The 17,123-nt window shown below is 39.9% G+C and carries 15 protein-coding genes; 11 read left to right on the forward strand and 4 right to left on the reverse strand.

What is annotated here, in order from left to right:
• Positions 1 to 225: 225 nt before the first annotated feature.
• The 8 genes from ACLHK8_RS00650 (at position 226) to ACLHK8_RS00685 (ending at position 10,057) form a co-directional block, all read left to right on the forward strand.
• A complete protein-coding gene (locus ACLHK8_RS00650) occupies positions 226 to 900 on the forward strand; it encodes a histidine phosphatase family protein (protein ID WP_057773078.1) in 675 nt (224 codons plus the stop codon).
• 8 nt (positions 901 to 908) lie between these two features.
• Complete coding sequence (locus ACLHK8_RS00655; RefSeq protein ID WP_320532054.1) at positions 909 to 1,598, forward strand: tetratricopeptide repeat protein; 690 nt, start codon at positions 909 to 911, stop codon at positions 1,596 to 1,598.
• Positions 1,598 to 4,078: an SF1B family DNA helicase RecD2 gene (gene recD2 / locus ACLHK8_RS00660; protein ID WP_063697797.1), complete on the forward strand. Its 2,481-nt coding sequence runs from the start codon at positions 1,598 to 1,600 to the stop codon at positions 4,076 to 4,078. The genes ACLHK8_RS00655 and recD2 overlap by 1 nt, the downstream gene beginning before the upstream one ends.
• Positions 4,079 to 4,151: 73 nt before the next feature.
• The gene (locus ACLHK8_RS00665) at positions 4,152 to 5,132 is read left to right on the forward strand and encodes a ribose-phosphate diphosphokinase (protein ID WP_063697794.1); all 981 of its coding nucleotides are present in this window, start codon (positions 4,152 to 4,154) and stop codon (positions 5,130 to 5,132) included.
• 175 nt (positions 5,133 to 5,307) lie between these two features.
• Entirely contained in the window at positions 5,308 to 6,363 is a 1,056-nt protein-coding gene (locus tag ACLHK8_RS00670) for an AI-2E family transporter (protein ID WP_063697791.1), read from the forward strand.
• A 74-nt stretch (positions 6,364 to 6,437) separates the two neighbouring features.
• On the forward strand, positions 6,438 to 7,193 hold the full coding sequence (locus ACLHK8_RS00675; protein ID WP_063697869.1) for a DeoR/GlpR family DNA-binding transcription regulator: 756 nt from the start codon (positions 6,438 to 6,440) through the stop codon (positions 7,191 to 7,193).
• Positions 7,190 to 8,101: a 1-phosphofructokinase gene (gene pfkB, locus ACLHK8_RS00680; protein ID WP_063697787.1), complete on the forward strand. Its 912-nt coding sequence runs from the start codon at positions 7,190 to 7,192 to the stop codon at positions 8,099 to 8,101. Before ACLHK8_RS00675 ends, pfkB begins: the two co-directional genes overlap by 4 nt.
• Before the next feature lie 15 nt (positions 8,102 to 8,116).
• Positions 8,117 to 10,057, forward strand: a complete 1,941-nt coding sequence (locus tag ACLHK8_RS00685; RefSeq protein WP_434520339.1) for a PTS fructose transporter subunit IIABC — start codon at positions 8,117 to 8,119, stop codon at positions 10,055 to 10,057.
• 62 nt (positions 10,058 to 10,119) lie between these two features.
• Here the strand turns inward: ACLHK8_RS00685 and ACLHK8_RS00690 are convergent, their stop codons facing one another.
• The gene (locus tag ACLHK8_RS00690; RefSeq protein ID WP_063697780.1) at positions 10,120 to 11,343 is read right to left on the reverse strand and encodes an MFS transporter; all 1,224 of its coding nucleotides are present in this window, start codon (positions 11,341 to 11,343) and stop codon (positions 10,120 to 10,122) included.
• Between the two features lie 252 nt (positions 11,344 to 11,595).
• Here ACLHK8_RS00690 and pyrF point away from each other — a divergent pair, with 252 nt between their 5' ends.
• Positions 11,596 to 12,303, forward strand: a complete 708-nt coding sequence (gene pyrF / locus ACLHK8_RS00695) for an orotidine-5'-phosphate decarboxylase (RefSeq protein ID WP_063697862.1) — start codon at positions 11,596 to 11,598, stop codon at positions 12,301 to 12,303.
• A 440-nt stretch (positions 12,304 to 12,743) separates the two neighbouring features.
• The gene (locus tag ACLHK8_RS00700; RefSeq protein ID WP_063697777.1) at positions 12,744 to 14,063 is read left to right on the forward strand and encodes a C40 family peptidase; all 1,320 of its coding nucleotides are present in this window, start codon (positions 12,744 to 12,746) and stop codon (positions 14,061 to 14,063) included.
• Positions 14,064 to 14,163: 100 nt separating this feature from the next.
• Here the strand turns inward: ACLHK8_RS00700 and ACLHK8_RS00705 are convergent, their stop codons facing one another.
• Positions 14,164 to 15,453: an ISL3 family transposase gene (locus tag ACLHK8_RS00705; protein WP_320532055.1), complete on the reverse strand. Its 1,290-nt coding sequence runs from the start codon at positions 15,451 to 15,453 to the stop codon at positions 14,164 to 14,166.
• Between the two features lie 157 nt (positions 15,454 to 15,610).
• On the reverse strand, positions 15,611 to 15,823 hold the full coding sequence (locus ACLHK8_RS00710) for a DNA-directed RNA polymerase subunit epsilon (protein WP_057775369.1): 213 nt from the start codon (positions 15,821 to 15,823) through the stop codon (positions 15,611 to 15,613).
• 186 nt (positions 15,824 to 16,009) lie between these two features.
• Here ACLHK8_RS00710 and ACLHK8_RS00715 point away from each other — a divergent pair, with 186 nt between their 5' ends.
• Positions 16,010 to 16,489 carry a hypothetical protein gene (locus tag ACLHK8_RS00715; protein WP_057775371.1) on the forward strand — a complete coding sequence of 160 codons (480 nt, stop codon included), beginning with the start codon at positions 16,010 to 16,012 and terminating at the stop codon, positions 16,487 to 16,489.
• 47 nt (positions 16,490 to 16,536) lie between these two features.
• Here ACLHK8_RS00715 and def read toward each other — a convergent pair whose 3' ends face one another.
• Positions 16,537 to 17,094, reverse strand: coding sequence for a peptide deformylase (gene def, locus ACLHK8_RS00720; RefSeq protein ID WP_105782197.1), 558 nt, complete (start codon positions 17,092 to 17,094; stop codon positions 16,537 to 16,539).
• Positions 17,095 to 17,123: the final 29 nt, after the last annotated feature.

A 17,123-nucleotide genomic window follows, 5' to 3' on the forward strand; every position in this document is an offset into this window, starting at 1 on the left:
TTTTTGACTTATGCGGTCTCATTCCGCTCACTTTTTAGGACAGCTACATGAGACAAGCCAAAAGATATAAGCACACTTCCAGCGGGATGCGATCCCGCCTCCCATGTGCTTATATCTTTTGACTTATGCGTCTCACTCCGCTCACTTTTCTTTTACTATTTTTTGAATTTTTCTCCTGACACTGGCATAATAGTTTTAGCTATAGAGATGAGAAGGAAGATAAACGTGACCAAATTATATTTTATTCGCCATGGAAAAACACAGTGGAACCTAGAAGGCCGTTATCAAGGCGCAAGAGGCGATTCACCACTACTCAAAGACAGTTATTTAGAAATTGACGCATTAGCGCATCACTTAAGTCCAATTACGTTTCAGCACATGTATGTGAGTCCTGTACGCCGAGCTCGTGTGACTGGAAATACGTTGCAACATGATATGGATGAACTTCAAGGTTATCCAATTCCGTTGACCATCGCAAGTCGCCTCCGGGAGTTCAACTTAGGAAAAATGGAAGGCATGAAGTTTACGGACGTTCAAAAAAGGTATCCGCAAGAATTTGATGATTTTCGCAATCATCCTGATCATTATGATCCCAGCACAATTCAAGGGGAGTCGTTTCCACAATTGATTCAGCGGATGACCCCTACCATTAAACGCATTACAGATATTTATCGAAATCCAACTGATAATATCTTAATTGTGAGTCATGGAGCTGCTTTGAATGCGTTAGTTAACACGCTTTTGGGGACTGATCTCCACGATTTAAGAAAACGGGGCGGATTGTCAAACACAAGCACAACGATTCTAGAAACTAACGATGTGGGACGGACTTTTTCATTAATAAAATGGAATGATACTAGTTATATCAAACGTCAACCAGATGCCACAGATATGATTTGAGGGAAAACATGACTGAAAAGGAAGATTCACAAAGAAAACAAGCAAAACAAAACGCTCAAGAAGCCGCTTCAGCGCTGGTAAAAGCTATTGATAGTGACCCTAATGATTTTCATCGGTATTATAACCTAGGTGCTTTTCTAACGACTTCTAACAATTTTGAACAAGCTGAGGAATTATATATGAAGGCCCTTGGTCTCTTTCAAAAAAATGATAAAGCCAAGAACTTGCTACATTATGGACTGGGCAACGCATATTATGAAGCGGGCGAGTTTCAAAAAGCATTCGCCCAATTCAAGGTGGTAGAAGATACCGAACTTAAAAGTTCTGCTTATTTGATGATTGCCCAAACCTATATGGCACAAGATGATTATAAAAATGCGCTCGTGTTTGCGCTCACCGCTCAAGATAAGCACAAACAAGATCCTACGATTAATGGGCTAATTGGAGAAATATTCTTGGCGATGGGTGATTTCACACATGCCGCGACTTATTATGATGAGGCCCTGAAGGCTGATCCTAAAAACGGTAAATATCAGTTTGAACGGGGCATTATTGCACTTGTTTTAGATGAAGATGAAACGGAATACTTTAAACAAGCCCAAAAATTAGATCCCGCTTATTTTGAAAAGGGTCAACAACGATTAGTAGATATTGAAAAATTTATTCAAACTCGTAACGAGTCAAAGGATGAGAAGTAATGCAAAACGAGTCGCTTAACTTATTTGATGAAGATGCTAAAGCTACAGGGAAACCCACAGAACAATTTGTGGTCGGAAAAGTCTCTGCAATTTTTTTTGAAAGCCCAGATAGTTTTTATAAAGTTGTCTTAGTAAAAATCAGTGAAACCAATATTGACTGGCATGAAGATGAAATTGTGGTAACTGGCAGTTTTGGTGATATTAAAGAAGAACAAGCCTATCGATTTGTTGGAAAATCAGTGACCCATCCCAAATACGGGATGCAGTTTCAAGCAACCAATTATGAAAATGCAACGCCAACGACTAAAGAGGGACTGGTGACCTATTTATCTGGTTCTGATTTTAAAGGCGTCGGCAAAAAAACAGCCGAGCGGGTTGTTGCCCTTCTCGGCACGGATGCCATCAATAAAATTATCCGCGATCCAAAGGTATTGGACCCGCTAAAACTAAAAGATGCGCTGAAAACTGAATTAGTGACTAAACTCAATGAAAATAATGGTATGGAACAAATCATTATTGGGCTTAATGGCTATGGGTTCGGAAGTCAGCTAGCTGCTAGTATTTATAACAAATATCGAGAACAGACACTAGATATTATCCACAAGAATCCGTATCAACTTATTGAAGATATTGACGGGATTGGATTTAAAAAAGCAGATCAAATTGCTGAAGCTACCGGCATTGAGTTTGACGCGCCCGCAAGAATTGGCGGGGCCATTTTAACTTCTTTAAGTGACTTGAGCAATTCAAATGGGGATACATATACGGATGCCCAATCCTTGTTGAAAGCCACTTTGTCCTTATTAGAGAATAGCCGTAATGCAGCGGTTGATCCTCAAAAAGTTGCTGATGAATTGTTAGTATTGGCGAAGGACAGTAAAATTGTTGGTGATGAGAATCGGATTTATTTACGGGCGCTATATGAGGCGGAATGGCGAATCTCTGAACATCTTAAGAGATTACAAGATGCAAAAGAAACCCATCATTTTGAAGACGATGAGATTGATGGTGCCATTGATTTAGCAGAGAAACAATTTAAGATCACGTATGATGACTCACAACGGCAGGCTTTAAGAGAGGCTATGCAAGCCAAAATGTTTTTGCTGACGGGTGGCCCGGGGACGGGGAAAACGACCATTATTAATGGAATTGTTAAAACGTATGCGGCGTTGAATGAGTTATCGTTAGATGTCAATGACTATCATGATACGCCGTTTCCAATTTTATTAGCAGCGCCCACTGGTCGGGCAGCCAAACGGATGAGTGAAGTGACTGGACTACCAGCTGGGACCATTCATCGATTATTGGGATTAACGGGTCGCGAGAACGATCCAGATAAAGAAACGAAAGATTTAGAGGGCGGTTTGTTGATTGTGGACGAAATGTCCATGGTGGATACGTATTTATTTAAAACCCTTGTCCGGGCCATTCCAAATAATATGAAAGTTATTCTGGTGGGTGATAAGGATCAATTACCATCTGTTGGTGCCGGTCAAATATTCAACGACTTGCTCCAAAGCCAAGTAATTCCTAAAATTGAATTATCGAAAATTTATCGCCAGGATGATCAGTCTTCGATAATTCCCTTGGCACATGCAATTAAAGAGGGACGTTTACCAGATGACTTCAGTCAAAATCAAAAGGATCGTTCTTTTATAGCGTGTCCAACTAATCAGGTTGATAGCGTGATTACGCAAGTTGTAAAAAAAGCTGAGGAAAAAGGCTTTACTTCCCAAGATATTCAGGTTTTAGCACCAATGTATCGCGGAATTGCGGGGATTGACCGGTTAAATAGTTCTTTACAACAAATCTTAAATCCTAAGAAAAATGAGCGAACGAAAGAAGTAGAGTTTCGCGGTCAACTTTTTCGAATTGGGGATAAAGTCTTACAATTAGTTAATGTTCCGGAGAATAATGTTTTTAATGGGGACATGGGAATTGTTAAGGGGATAATTTTAGCAAAAGATAAAGGAAACACTGACAAACAGGACAAATTGGTTATCGACTTTGATGAAACTGAAGTTACTTATGGGCGAAAAGATTGGATTCAGATTACTTTAGCTTACTGTACATCAATTCACAAATCGCAAGGTAGTGAGTTTAAAATGGTGATTTTACCAATGGTTCAGCAATATTCCCGTATGCTCCAACGGAATTTGTTATATACAGCCGTTTCGCGAGCTGAGTCTCTTTTAATTCTTTTAGGTGATCGGCAGGCTTTTGAAAGATGTGTTCAAAATCTGGCCGCCAATCGAAAAACGACCTTAAAAAAACGATTAATAACAGTTTTCAAAGGTGAACAAACTGAGAAAAATCCGGCTCCGGCGATTGACAAAGATAATGAAAAGCCTGTAATGACGCCTGAAAAACAGATGACAGAAACAGAAGGTGTCTTAACGCTAGCTAAGGTACAAAGCCAAGCAATAGACCCGATGATTGGTATGAATGGCATTACACCTCAAAGTTTTATGCCAGCTTAGGGTATTGCGCTTTTAAACGAGGACTGCAATAATAGTAATGAGATTAATTTGAGAGTTTTTAATGGAGGATGTCATGACAGCAGAAACTGCTAAACAACGAATGAAAATTTTTGCGCTAAATTCGAACTACCCATTAGCTGAAAAGATTGCTCAAGAGGTGGGAGTTCCCTTAGGTAAGGCAACCGTCAAACATTTTAGTGATGGTGAAATTCAAGTAAATATTGACGAAAGTATTCGTGGCGCACAAGTTTACGTTATCCAGTCCATTTCGGATCCGGTAAATGATATGTTACTCGAATTGGTGATTATGGTAGATGCGCTCAGGCGTGCTAGTGCCAGCCAAATTACAGTCGTTATTCCTTACTATGGATATTCACGGCAGGATCGTAAGGCCCGTTCAAGAGAGCCAATTACGGCTAAGTTGATCGCAGATTTATTGGAAATGGATAAAATTACGCGCGTGGTCACAATTGATCTTCATGCCGCCCAAATCCAAGGCTTCTTCGATGTTCCAGTTGATCATTTAGTAGCCGCACCATTACTGGCAAGCTACTTTACAGATCATAATATTACGGAAAACTTGGTCGTTGTTTCCCCTGATCATGCAGGGGTTTCTCGAGCACGGACAATGGCAGACTTGTTGGGAACGCCAATCGCTATTATTGATAATCGTAATGTGGAGTCGAGCGAATCACTCGATGAAATTCCAACCGAAATAATTGGCGAGGTTGCAGGCAAGACCTGTGTCGTCGTGGATGATATGATTGATACAGGAACGCGAATTACAATTTCGGCAACAGCATTAAAAAATGCGGGCGCGACAAAAGTGTATGGATGCGCAACCCATGCCATTTTCTCCAAACAAGCACCAGAAATTTTGCAAAACTCTCAATTAGAAAAAGTCGTTGTGACTGATACAATTCGAATTGGTGAAGAAAAACAATTTGATAAATTAGTTGAAATGTCAGTTGGTCCCTTGGTGGGAAATGCCATTAAGATGATCTTTAATAATGAACCTTTGGAGCCACTGTTTAGAAGTTCCATTAAGGATTAGTGAACTAGCGTCACCAAAAACGAATTTAAAACATCTTTTCTATAATCAGCGTTTTTAAAGTGAACTGGTGAAAGAAAGGATGTTATTTTTTTTAGCTTAAACAAATTAAGCGACGGTTTAATTCTGTTGGATTTCATGCTATGTTAATAACAAACGCTGGTTGGAGGGATGCATTTTGGAACAAATTATTCATTTTTTAAAACGTGAAGATGTCGAATTGTATGGCACTTTATTAGGAATTATCATCGTCTTATTTTTATTAAAACCATTTCTTTCTTTAATTTTATTTGTCATAATTTTTTCGTTTCTCGGACACGTAGGCACAAAAAAGATCAAAAAATTATTGCCCCTGAATCAGGCCGTAGCAACGGTTTTATTGTACATAGTTGTGATTGGCTTGTTTGTCACCATTGTCGTGGTGGCGGCACCGTTACTGGCAGATCAATTCAGTGGATTGCCGAAATTGATAGAAGCGACCATTAATAAGCATCCCGTATTTGATAAACAAGCGTATACATGGGCACAAAAAGCGATTCACAATTCTTCGATATTGAAACATGGCTCTAACCTTGCCATTACCGGATTGGTCAAATTAGGCCACATTGGGCAAGGAATAGAACACGTGCTGATCGCGATTTTTCTTAGCTTTATTTTTAATTTAACTTATAATCATCTGCGTAATTTTGGACACGCATTTTTGAATAGCCGTTATAAACATTTCTTTAATAATATCTATAAATTGGCCGCAATGTTCATTCATATTTTTGGAACAGTCATTGAAACACAATTAGTGATTTGCTCTATCAATACCGTTTTAATGACAATTGGTCTTTGGATTATTGGTATGCCAAGTCTGCTAGTTTTAGGGTTAGTTGTCTTTATTCTGGGGTTAATCCCGGTGGCAGGAGTCTTGATTTCGTTGATTCCGTTATCAGTAATTGGCTTTTCAGTAAATGGGTTTGTGACGGTCTTAGAAGTTTTGATTCTGGTGGTTTTGATTCATGCTTTTGAATCGTATTTTCTGCATCCACGGCTGATGGCAAACGCGACGGCTTTACCAATTTTTGTCACCTTTGTGACTCTGATTGTGAGTGGTGAATTATTTGGCACATGGGGATTAATTGTGGGGATCCCGATTGTCGCCTTTTTCATTGAAGTTTTGGGTGTGAATATTCGAAAACGACGTCCTAAGAACTTAAAACAAAGTATTGATTCAGAAATTGATGAATAATTTTAAATGATGACCTTTTGTGGTTGAATTTGAATGATTTTAGTGGTATATTATCAAAGGTGGGTGTGTTGAAAGTGCTTACAGAAGAAAGACAAGCAAAGATCTTAGCGCAGTTGGCTAGGGATGGCGTTATCAAGTTACAAGATCTTGTCAAAGATTTAGATAGCTCAACCTCAACAATTAGACGGGATTTACAGGAGTTAGAAGACCAAGGTAAACTAGTACGGGTGCACGGCGGAGCTAAGGCAATATCGACGTTGCAATCTGAACCAGGTGTGGTCGAGAAATCAACCAAAAACGTTCATGCAAAACGTCAAATTGCAAAATTGGCCGTTCAACAAATTAGAGCGGGTGAGGTTGTGTACTTAGATGCGGGAACGTCTACCGAAGCAATGATTCCATTTATGAGTAACTTAGATACTGTGCTAGTTGTGACAAACGGCGTTCAACTGGCTTCTGAACTGGCAGATATTAATGTTAAAACGTATCTGGTTGGTGGTGAGTTAAAAAACACAACTAAAGCTATCATTGGTGCAGATGTCGTTGAAACCATCAAAAAATTTCGATTTAATCGGGTTTTTATGGGCGTCAACGGTGTGCATCCAAAATTTGGAATTACCACCCCGGATCCAAATGAAGCGGCCGTAAAACGGGCTGTTTTGGCCCAAAGTGAAGTTAGTTACTTTCTAGCGGATGCTAGTAAGCTGAACGAAGTCTCGTTTGCAAAAGTGGCTGATTTAGAGGCTGGGGTGCTTTTGACAGATGAAGATGATCAAGATATTTTAAAAGATTTTGAACATTTAAAACAAATTATGGAGGCGGAAAAATGATTTATACAGTGACCCTAAACCCTTCAATTGATTATGTGGTTCAGCTTCCACAATTGGAACTGGGCGAAGTTAATCGGTTGAAAACTAGTTATAAATTTCCAGGGGGCAAAGGGATTAACGTTTCTAGAATTTTAAGTGAGTTAGGTTATGCCAATCAGGCTTGGGGATTTTTAGGCGGTTTTACCGGAGAGTTTGTCAGCCAAAGTTTGCAACGATTAAAGGTGGATGCGAATTTTACCAAAATTGCAGCCGATACCCGCATAAATGTCAAATTAAAGGCCGATCAGGAAACTGAGTTAAATGCGCCAGGCCCAGAAATCACAACGTCTGAAAAACAAGCTTTTGTGGATCAATTCGATGATTTAAAAGCGGGTGATATGGTGATTTTTTCTGGTAGTGTTCCAAGTAGCTTGCCAGAAACCTTTTATTTTGACTTAATTCAAAAGGTAAAGGCCTGCCAAGCGGAATATGCTGTGGATACAACTGGAGAAGCGCTTAAGAAAACATTGGCGACCCATCCAGTTGTGGTAAAGCCTAATAATCATGAATTAGCGGACTTATTTGGCGTTGAGTTGAATAGTTTAGCTGAAATTAAACATTATGGGCAAGAGCTTATTAAGATGGGTGCTCAAAATGTGATGATTTCGATGGCTGGAGATGGTGGCATGTTGGTCACACCAAATGGCTGTTATCGAAGCGCGGCTCCTAAAGGCACTGTTCAAAACTCAGTTGGCGCTGGTGATTCAATGCTTGCTGGCTTTACCGGAACGTTTGATGCGACACATGATCCAGTGGAAAGTTTCCGCTATGGGCTTGCGTCAGGAAGCGCCACAGCTTTTTCAGCTGACATTGCCACGAAAGCAAAAATTGAAGAAATTTTACCACAAATTAAGATAGAGAACTTTTAGAAGGGAAGGACACACATGGATATCCGTGAATTACTGCTTAAAGATGTTATGATCATGGATTTGAAGGCGCAGAATAAAAATGACGCAATTGATGAAATGGTCCATAAGTATTTTGAACAAGGCGTGATTGATGATGAATCAATCTACAAAGCCGATATTATCAAACGAGAAGCAGAGTCAACGACCGGAATTGGGGACGGCATTGCGATGCCCCATGCCAAAGATAAAGCTGTCAAACGCGCAACGGTGTTATTTGCCAAGAGTGAACAAGGCCTTGATTTTGATGCTTTGGACGGTCAACCGGTTCAATTGTTCTTTATGATTGCGGCTCCAGAAGGGGCTAATAATACTCATTTGCAGGCATTAGCCGCATTATCAAGTTTATTAATTAATCCAGATTTGGTAGCGAGCCTAAAACAGGCTAAAACACCAGATGAGGTGCAACAATTATTTGCAGATGCGCAATCAGCAAAAGAAGCTGAGGAAGCAGCAGATGCAAAAGCAGAGGCCGAAAAAAAGGAGACTGAGGTTGAAACAACCGGTAAACGTCCATACATCGTGGCCGTTTCGGCTTGTCCAAATGGAATTGCACATACGTATATGGCCGAAGCAGCTTTGATTAAATCGGCTAAAGAAAAAAATATTGAAATTAAAGTAGAAACAAATGGCTCTGAAGGGGTCAAACATCGTTTAACGGCAGACGACATTGCGCGTGCTGACGGAGTAGTCGTTACAGCTGATAAAAAAGTTGAAATGGGTCGTTTCGATGGTAAGAAGCTTTTAAATCGGCCAGTAATTGATGGCATTAACAAATCAGATGAATTATTGGATAAAATTGAAGCTGGGGATGTCTCAATCTATCATGCAGCGGTGGGTGATGAACCAGCTTCTGATGATGGTGAACAAAAAGGCGGCCTCTGGAACGAAATATATAAAGATTTGATGAACGGTGTTTCCCACATGTTACCTTTCGTTGTGGGTGGCGGGATTATCATGGCATTCTCATTCATTTTGGAACGCTTTGTTGGTTCAGGAAGTATGTACTTCACATTCTTTAATCAATTAGGAAATTGGGCATTTGCTTTCTTAGTTCCAATTTTAGCTGGATATATTGCGGAATCAATTGGTGATTTACCTGCGTTAATGCCTGGGGTTGTTGGTGGATTTATGGCCAATACCGCCGCAGCTAATGTTTTGAAAACGACTAGTGTTTCTGGATTTATCGGTGGATTATTAGCTGGTTTCTTAGCCGGTATTGTGATCAATTGGTTAAAGAAAGTCTTCAAGAATGTGCCCAAGAGTTTGGAAGGTCTCAAACCGATGTTGCTATATCCAATTCTGAGTTTACTCATTGTTGGGGTAGCGATGTTCTTCATCATTAATCCTGTGTTTGCGGCAGTTAACGCGTGGATTACTCATGTCTTAAACGGAATGGGAACCGGGAATGCAGTTCTTCTGGGGACGATTATTGCCGGAATGATGGCAATCGATATGGGCGGTCCTTTCAATAAGGCCGCTTATACCTTTGCAATTGCAGCGTATACGTCAACAGGTAATGGTAAATTGATGGCAGCTGTTATGGTTGGTGGGATGGTTCCACCACTAGCTACAGCGATTGCGACCACTTTATGGCCAAAGAAGTTTACGGAACAAGAACGGCAAGCCGGTATTTCAAACTGGGTACTGGGAATTTCCTTCATTACAGAAGGTGCAATCCCATTTGCGACAGCCGATCCGCTTCATGTAATTGTTTCTAGTGTCATTGGTGCCGCTATTGGTGGTGGATTGACCCAATTCTGGCGGGTAAGTGTTCCAGCGCCTCATGGTGGCCTCTGGGTAACGCCATTAGCCTCACACTGGTACTTCTACATTTTGTCAGTTGTAATTGGCGCGATCATTGCGGGAGTTATTCTTGGAATTTGGCGACCAGCAAAGAAACAAACAGAAAAAGCATAGTTTTACAATAAAAATAAGCCATTGGGAAATTAATCCTAATGGCTTATTTTTGTGCTCACTGATTAGTTTAGTTTTTTAAGGTTTTTGATGGATAACATGCTGATGAAACTGATGATGTACAAGATAGATAACATCAAAATAACAATGGTGATTGAGAAGTGATCAAGCAAGATCCCAATCAATACAGATGAGAAGCCACCAACGCAACGGCCGACGTTCATAATGATGTTATTGGCAGTAGCCCGTATTTCGGTGGGATACAGCTGGCTGATGACTGCTCCGTAGCCGCCGAACATCCCGTTTGAGAAGAAACCGACGATGGTTCCAAATAGAACTAAGGTCTGCATATTTTGCGCTGCTAAGAGTAAGTATACGGACACCGCAGCCATAAGGAGAAAAATGCCAAAGGTTAGCCGAGGTCCAAATTTATCTAGGAGAAGTCCAAATGCGGCCATGCCTAAACTCATACCAACGATTGTTGAGATCATCCATAAAGAAGAACTACCGACCGTTAAATGTAGCCGAGTTTGCATAATTGAGGGTAACCAAGTCATGAGACCGAAGTAGCCTGCAATTTGAACAATGGTCATGATCATCAAGCTAAGTGTTTGGCGGGTTGCTTGTGGGGAGTTAAAAAGAATTTTCAAGGCATGTCCAAGGCCATTATGGGTAGTTTTCTTGGTTGGCAGGGTTTTAAGAAAACTAGGGCTTTCTTTCAAGTGTCGTCTAACAAAGTAGGTTAAAATGACGGGGACAATGCCGAAGAGAAAAAGGGCATGCCAACCAAAACTTGGAAGAATCCAGGCGGCCAAAAAGGCAGCTACTAGCGCGCCTACCTGGCCACCAATGGACGCAATGGAAGTGATTTTACCAACTTGATGACGAGGAAAGCTTTCGGCAATGATGGCCATGCCAATTCCATATTCGCCCCCAGCACCGATGCCAGCAAGAAACCGGCAAACGTAGATTAAAGTTAGGTTGTTAGCAAAATACATCGCGGCAGTTGCCAGGGCAAAAATAAAGATCGTATGGGAGAAAGTCTTAATTCTCCCGATACGATCTGCTAAAATTCCAAATATTACGCCACCAACTAACATGCCAAAGTTAGTGATCGTCCCAATCCATCCAGCTGCGGCACTAGAAATATGTAACTCGCTAATGATGGAGGATAAGGTGAATGATAAGAACATAATGTCCATATTTTCAAGGACAAAACCAGAGGCTGTTGAAGCCACCACCTGTTTTTGATAAGTTGTTGTGCTTTGGTGCTCAAAAGTAGATTCCATAATAATTCCTCCAAAATGATTGATCGCTGCCAATCTTTATTTTTTCAAGAGTTGATTATGCACGTCTTTAAAATAAATTACAAGGCCTTTCGTAAATTGTTTTGAGTGGTTGACAGGTACCGTAGAAATGTTTAGGCTTAATAAAAATTGCAATTTCGGTCCTTAATTAATCTAGAAGAGCACATGGAAATTGAAAAAGTTTCTGGTTGTTTTGTCTGGATGAGGATCTTTAAAGTGAAAGGGGTTATCAGCATGAGTCCAATAATTATCGCTTTAGATTTTCAAACCTGTCAAGAGGCACTAGCGTTTGTCGATCAATTTTCCACCTCTCAGCAATTATTCGTAAAAGTGGGAATGGAACTATTCTATCGAGAAGGTACCCAGATTTTAACGCAATTAAAAAGGCGGGGATGTCAGATCTTCTTAGATTTGAAACTACACGATATTCCCAATACTGTGTTTCAGTCCATGAAGATTTTAAGTCAATTAGGCATCGATATGGTGACGATTCATGCAGCCGGGGGCTCCAAAATGATTCGGGCTGCTCACGATGGGCTAATTGCCGGAACGACCACTGGACAAACTCCAAAGCTATTAGCGGTCACTCAACTCACTTCAATATCTGAAACGGATTTGCATGAGGAACTACATATTGGGCTTAGTTTGGAAGAGTCAGTCCTTGATTTGGCAAAGTTGGCTAAAAACAATGGTGTCGACGGAGTTATTTGTGCCGCAACCGAAGTGAATGCAATCCATCAAGCAGTTGGTCGTGACTTTTTGTGTGTGACCCCTGGTATTCGGCTGCCAGGTCAAGATCATCAAGATCAGAAACGAGTGGTGTCACCTAGCCAAGCGCATACATATGGTGCCAATTACATCGTTGTGGGTCGGGCTATTACGAAGGCACCAGATAAACTGACCGCTTTTAAAGAGGTTCAGCGTAACTGGGATGAGGGATAAATAATAGCTCAATCCTAAAAATCGGCTAAATTAGCGCATGCTAGTTAATGAATTTATACACATAATATCGTCTAAAAAGGAATATTTATACATAAAATGTTCTTTATAGTTTAGCGAATAAATTTGGCAATGTTACAACTATCTGTAACAATCCCAGAAATCTGTAATGTGTTTGTAACAGTGAACGAAACAGGCGTTCTGTTTAGGACTAAGCCGAAAAAAAGTTTAAGATTTTTTTAAGGAAAACGGATACCTTAACAACTTTGGTGGTAAGCTTTCATGTGTTGCTTCCAAAAACAACTAAGAAATATGCGCATAAAAAGGCTATTTTTTTTTAGAATATCATGCTACAATACACCTAGTAATTCGAATAAGATTTTTCTGAATGTATAAAAACAAATATTTAATGATTTAGAAACTAACTTGAAGGAGTTGTGCTTATGGTTAAGTCAATTGGTAATTCTACAAAAACAAAAATAGTTCTCGCAGGTGTTGCTGGAGCAGCTGGTTTGTTTGTTGCTGGAGCTACACAAAGTGTTAATGCTGATTCTGTTAAGGTCGCTCAAAACGATACAGTTTGGGGTATTTCGCAAAAGTATAATGTTTCAATTAAAAGTATCGAAACATTAAACAAGATTAATCAAAAATCGCATATCATTTTAGTTGGTCAAAAAGTTGAGATTCCTGGAACAACTGATCACAAAGCAGTTAAAGCCAGTTCGCAAGAATACATAAAAGTTACCGTTAAATCTGGTGACAGCCTCTGGCAAATTGCTCAAGATAAGGGCGTTTCAGTTGCATCAATTAAGAATGCTAACAACCTTAGCAGTAATTTGATTTTGGTTGGTCAAACACTAAAGGTTCCTGTTGCAGGGAGCACAGCAGCTAAGGCTTCAAGTTCTGCAGCTACTGTTCAATACAGTGCAGCTACATCAGCAACTACTGCAAGTTCTTCAGCAGCAAGCTCTGTAGAAAGTACACCATCATCAGCTTCAGTTTCTAGTTCAAGCAAGGCTGAGACTGCTGTTTCAAGTTCTACATCAGCAGCAAGTGACAGCGTTTCTTCTACACAAAGCAGTTCTCAAGCAACTACTTCAGCTAGCAGCACAACAGCTGTTAGTTCAGCAAGTAGCAGTGTAGCTTCATCATCAGCTGTTTCTAGCGTAGCTTCAGAGAGCTCAAATTCTGTTTCACAAGCTTCATCTAGTGCAGCTTCTTCTACAACACCAAGTGGTGCTGTATCAAGTGCTCCTGTACAATCTGTTGCTTCAACAGTAAGTACTAGCGTAGCTGCAAGTTCAGCTGCTAAGCCAGTAAGCACAGCTTCAGTTGCTAAACCAGCATATTCTGCAGCTACTTCATCAACTTCAACAAGCAATACAGCTAGTTCAGCATTAACATCTGGTTCAGTTGTTAGCTTGGCTGTTAAACTTGCTAATGCAAACATTCCATACGTATGGGGTGGTTCTAGCTTAAGCGGTATGGATTGTTCTGGATTAGTTGCTTATGTCTTTGAACATGCTGAAGGGGTAAGTTTACCTCATTACACAGTTTCACTTGAAAGCTCAGTAACTCAAAAATCTGTTTCAGCTGCTCAACCTGGTGATCTCTTATTCTGGGGTGCTAAGGGCGCAACTTATCACGTGGCCATCTACATTGGTAACAACCAATATGTAGCTGCACCACAACCTGGACAAAACGTAGATATTGAAACAATCAGTAGCTACTTTGCACCAAGCTTTGCTGGTACTGTTAAATAAATTGAAATCAAGTAAAGACTCAGACATTTTGGGGTCTCTGTCAAACTGTATTGGTAGAGATTTTTGAAGGCATGTTCACTTCGGTGAATGTGCTTTTTGTTTACTCATGAATTAAACTGATACGAATGAAGAAGTTATGAATATTTCGAAAACCAAAACAGCTACGCTTTAATACCTTGATTTTGCGATTAAGTCCTTCAATAGGACCGTTAGAATACGGATAACGACAACTGTTGAGCACTGCTGAGCCGTTCTTAACGAAGGTTGAAATGGTGACGTCCATTTGATTACCAGCTACTTGGTAGTTGGTAATCAAATTTTTAAATTCCGTGGCATTCTTTTGGTGGATAGCAGTTAGAATGCCTTGATAAGTTTGATACACAGTTTTGAATTCTGGAAATTCATCTAAGGCAAGGTCGATGGCGTTCTGTTGGGTCATATACTCGTTAATGCCTCGTAAATAGATAAGCTTAGTGTCATTGATTTTCTCTTCCGCCAAATGAAATAAACGCCATTGAGATTTAAGAATGCGGTAAATGCGTGAATGCTTATCTTGAAAAGTACGGATAATGCGTGTACGTTCATTGTCTAGTGCGCGACCAGCAAGCTGAATAATGTGGAAACGGTCAATAATCGTGACAGCATTCGGGAATAAACGATGAATAAAGCTAGCATATTCGGCGTTCATATCAATAGTAATTGTTTGAACTTTCGCACGTTCTTGAACTGAATAACGAGCTTCAAAGTAATCAATGATATCCTTACTGAGACGATCTTTGAGGGTCACAATGCGGCGATGACTAACGGCATCGCAACAGTTAAAGGACATTAGATGATTACAGGACCGAAATTCATCGAAACAAAGATTTGGCGGAAGTTGCTTAACACGGTAAGCCAAGTGAATATTTGCATTTAAAATACGTTGAACACTACTTGGTGAAATGCCACAAATTTTAGCGATTTCTTTACTGGTCAGCATGTCACGAGCTAGCACAATGACCTGATGTTTAACATTGTGGGTAAAAGTTTCATTACGTCTAACGAGGTTAGTTTTAGCTCCACAGGTTTTTAAACAATGTTGGCATTGATATCTTTGTCGTCTTAGCTGCATTTCATAACGTCCGCCTGATAAGGTTCCCAACCTTAGATGACTAACGTGGGTACCGTTTTTAATTAGACTTTTATGGCCACAATGGGGACATTTCACAAGCTGATAAGAAAGGTTGGCGTGAACGACATGAATTCGTTGTCCATTTGGGCAACGTTTCTTGGTAACACCAGTTACGGTTATATTTGGGTCTGTCATTTCAAACAAGCTTAAGATAGAATTAGTTAGGGACATCTGTTTTTCCTCTTTTCGATTTTGTTTGGCGATTAAATCGTAGCACAAAGAGGACAGATGTCCTTTTAATTTTCAAAATAAAAACTGGTATCAGTTATTCACCAATACCAGAAAGTGTAGACCCACATTTTGTCTGAGCCTTTTTTTATTGCACAAAAAAGGATTCATAAGTAGCTGGCTACTCATGAATCCTTTTTGAATGGTTCTAGAAGGTTGTTAACTTGTAATCTGGGTTTTGTTGTTCGTACTCCAAAGATTTGCCTTCAAGTGGTTCTACAAATTCAATATGATAATCTGTGTGCGTTTCAACTAGCTGAATGGCATCTTCTTTAGTTGGAACTTCAAGATAGATTGACTCAGTTGTTTCACGTTTTGGAGTTGCTTCTACTGCTGTCTGAAATAACACTTTAAAAACCATTTTTGTGTGCTCCTTTAAAAAAGTTTAATATTTCGCTGGCCTGTTGTTTAAATGCAGGTGTCACTAATAACTATCAAGCTAATTCTATCATATTGGCCTTCATAAGTATAGAATTGGTGGGCGACATTACGTTGTTTGAATTAAACTTATGCTAAAATGAGGGTAACAAATTAAGGGAGCCTGATTATGAACATATTGATTGGTTTACTTATTATCATCGTGATCGGATTATTAATCTGGGTAGCGATGCGTCGCTCTAAACGCAAACGCGCGCTGACAATGTTACAAGCGACTAGTCAAAGAAATGTCAGCTCTGCCATGGTCAGTGTGGCGGCCATGTTAATGGCCAAAAAAATGATTCAGCCCGGACAACCTGAAGCAACGCCCAAGTTAGTGGCAGATATTTGGGGACGTGGGGTGCTAGCTTTTGAATTTTCATTTGGCAAAACGGTATTACAAAAAGATCAGTTAAAAGATTTGCGCCATCAAATTAATGAATTAGTTGAAAAATATGCTCAAGAACATGATATCCACAGTGACTACGAATTTCCGGTATTTTGCGTCACGGACATTTGGTTATACCAAGAGAATTTGCATGTTGATGTGGCCAATGTGATTAATGACCCAACTAGAGAATATATTGAAGATTTACATCGGGTAGAATAAAAAATAGCCTTAAAACTGAGATTTTCAGTTTTAAAGCTATTTTTAATTTAACCGATCAGGACAGCATCATCATCAATTTTAAGTGGTTCTTTTTGATTGATGTGATCGTAGAAAAGGGTGCCTTTTAAATGATCAATTTCGTGTTGACAAACAATGGCTGGATAATCTTTTAAGCGGATCTTTTTATTTTCACCATCGACTGTTTGGTATTTAATGGTGATGCGATCGTGTCTAGGCACGTATCCGGGAATTTCTTTATCTACAGACAGGCAACCTTCTCCTTCTTCCAAAGCAGCAATCTGGACAGATTCACTAACGATTACTGGATTAACAAGAATCTCTTTGAACAAAGGAGGCTTATCCTTGGCACCTGGTACAAGAACGGCGGCCATTTGCAAGGAAACACCAACTTGAGGTGCCGCCAGTCCAACGCCAGCTCGTAGTTTATATTTTTCGGCAATTTCTGGATCTTGACTATTAATCAAATATTCCATCATTTTGTTGCCAAGTTCTTTGTGATCCGCAGAGAGCGGAAAAGTAGCTTTTTCAGCCCGTTTACGTAAAACGGGATTCCCATCGCGGGTAATATCATTCATTTTAATCACTATTAAAACCTCCAAATGTTTCTTCAAAA

The organism is Pediococcus sp. M21F004 (assembly GCF_051122535.1).
GTDB lineage: Bacteria > Bacillota > Bacilli > Lactobacillales > Lactobacillaceae > Pediococcus > Pediococcus inopinatus.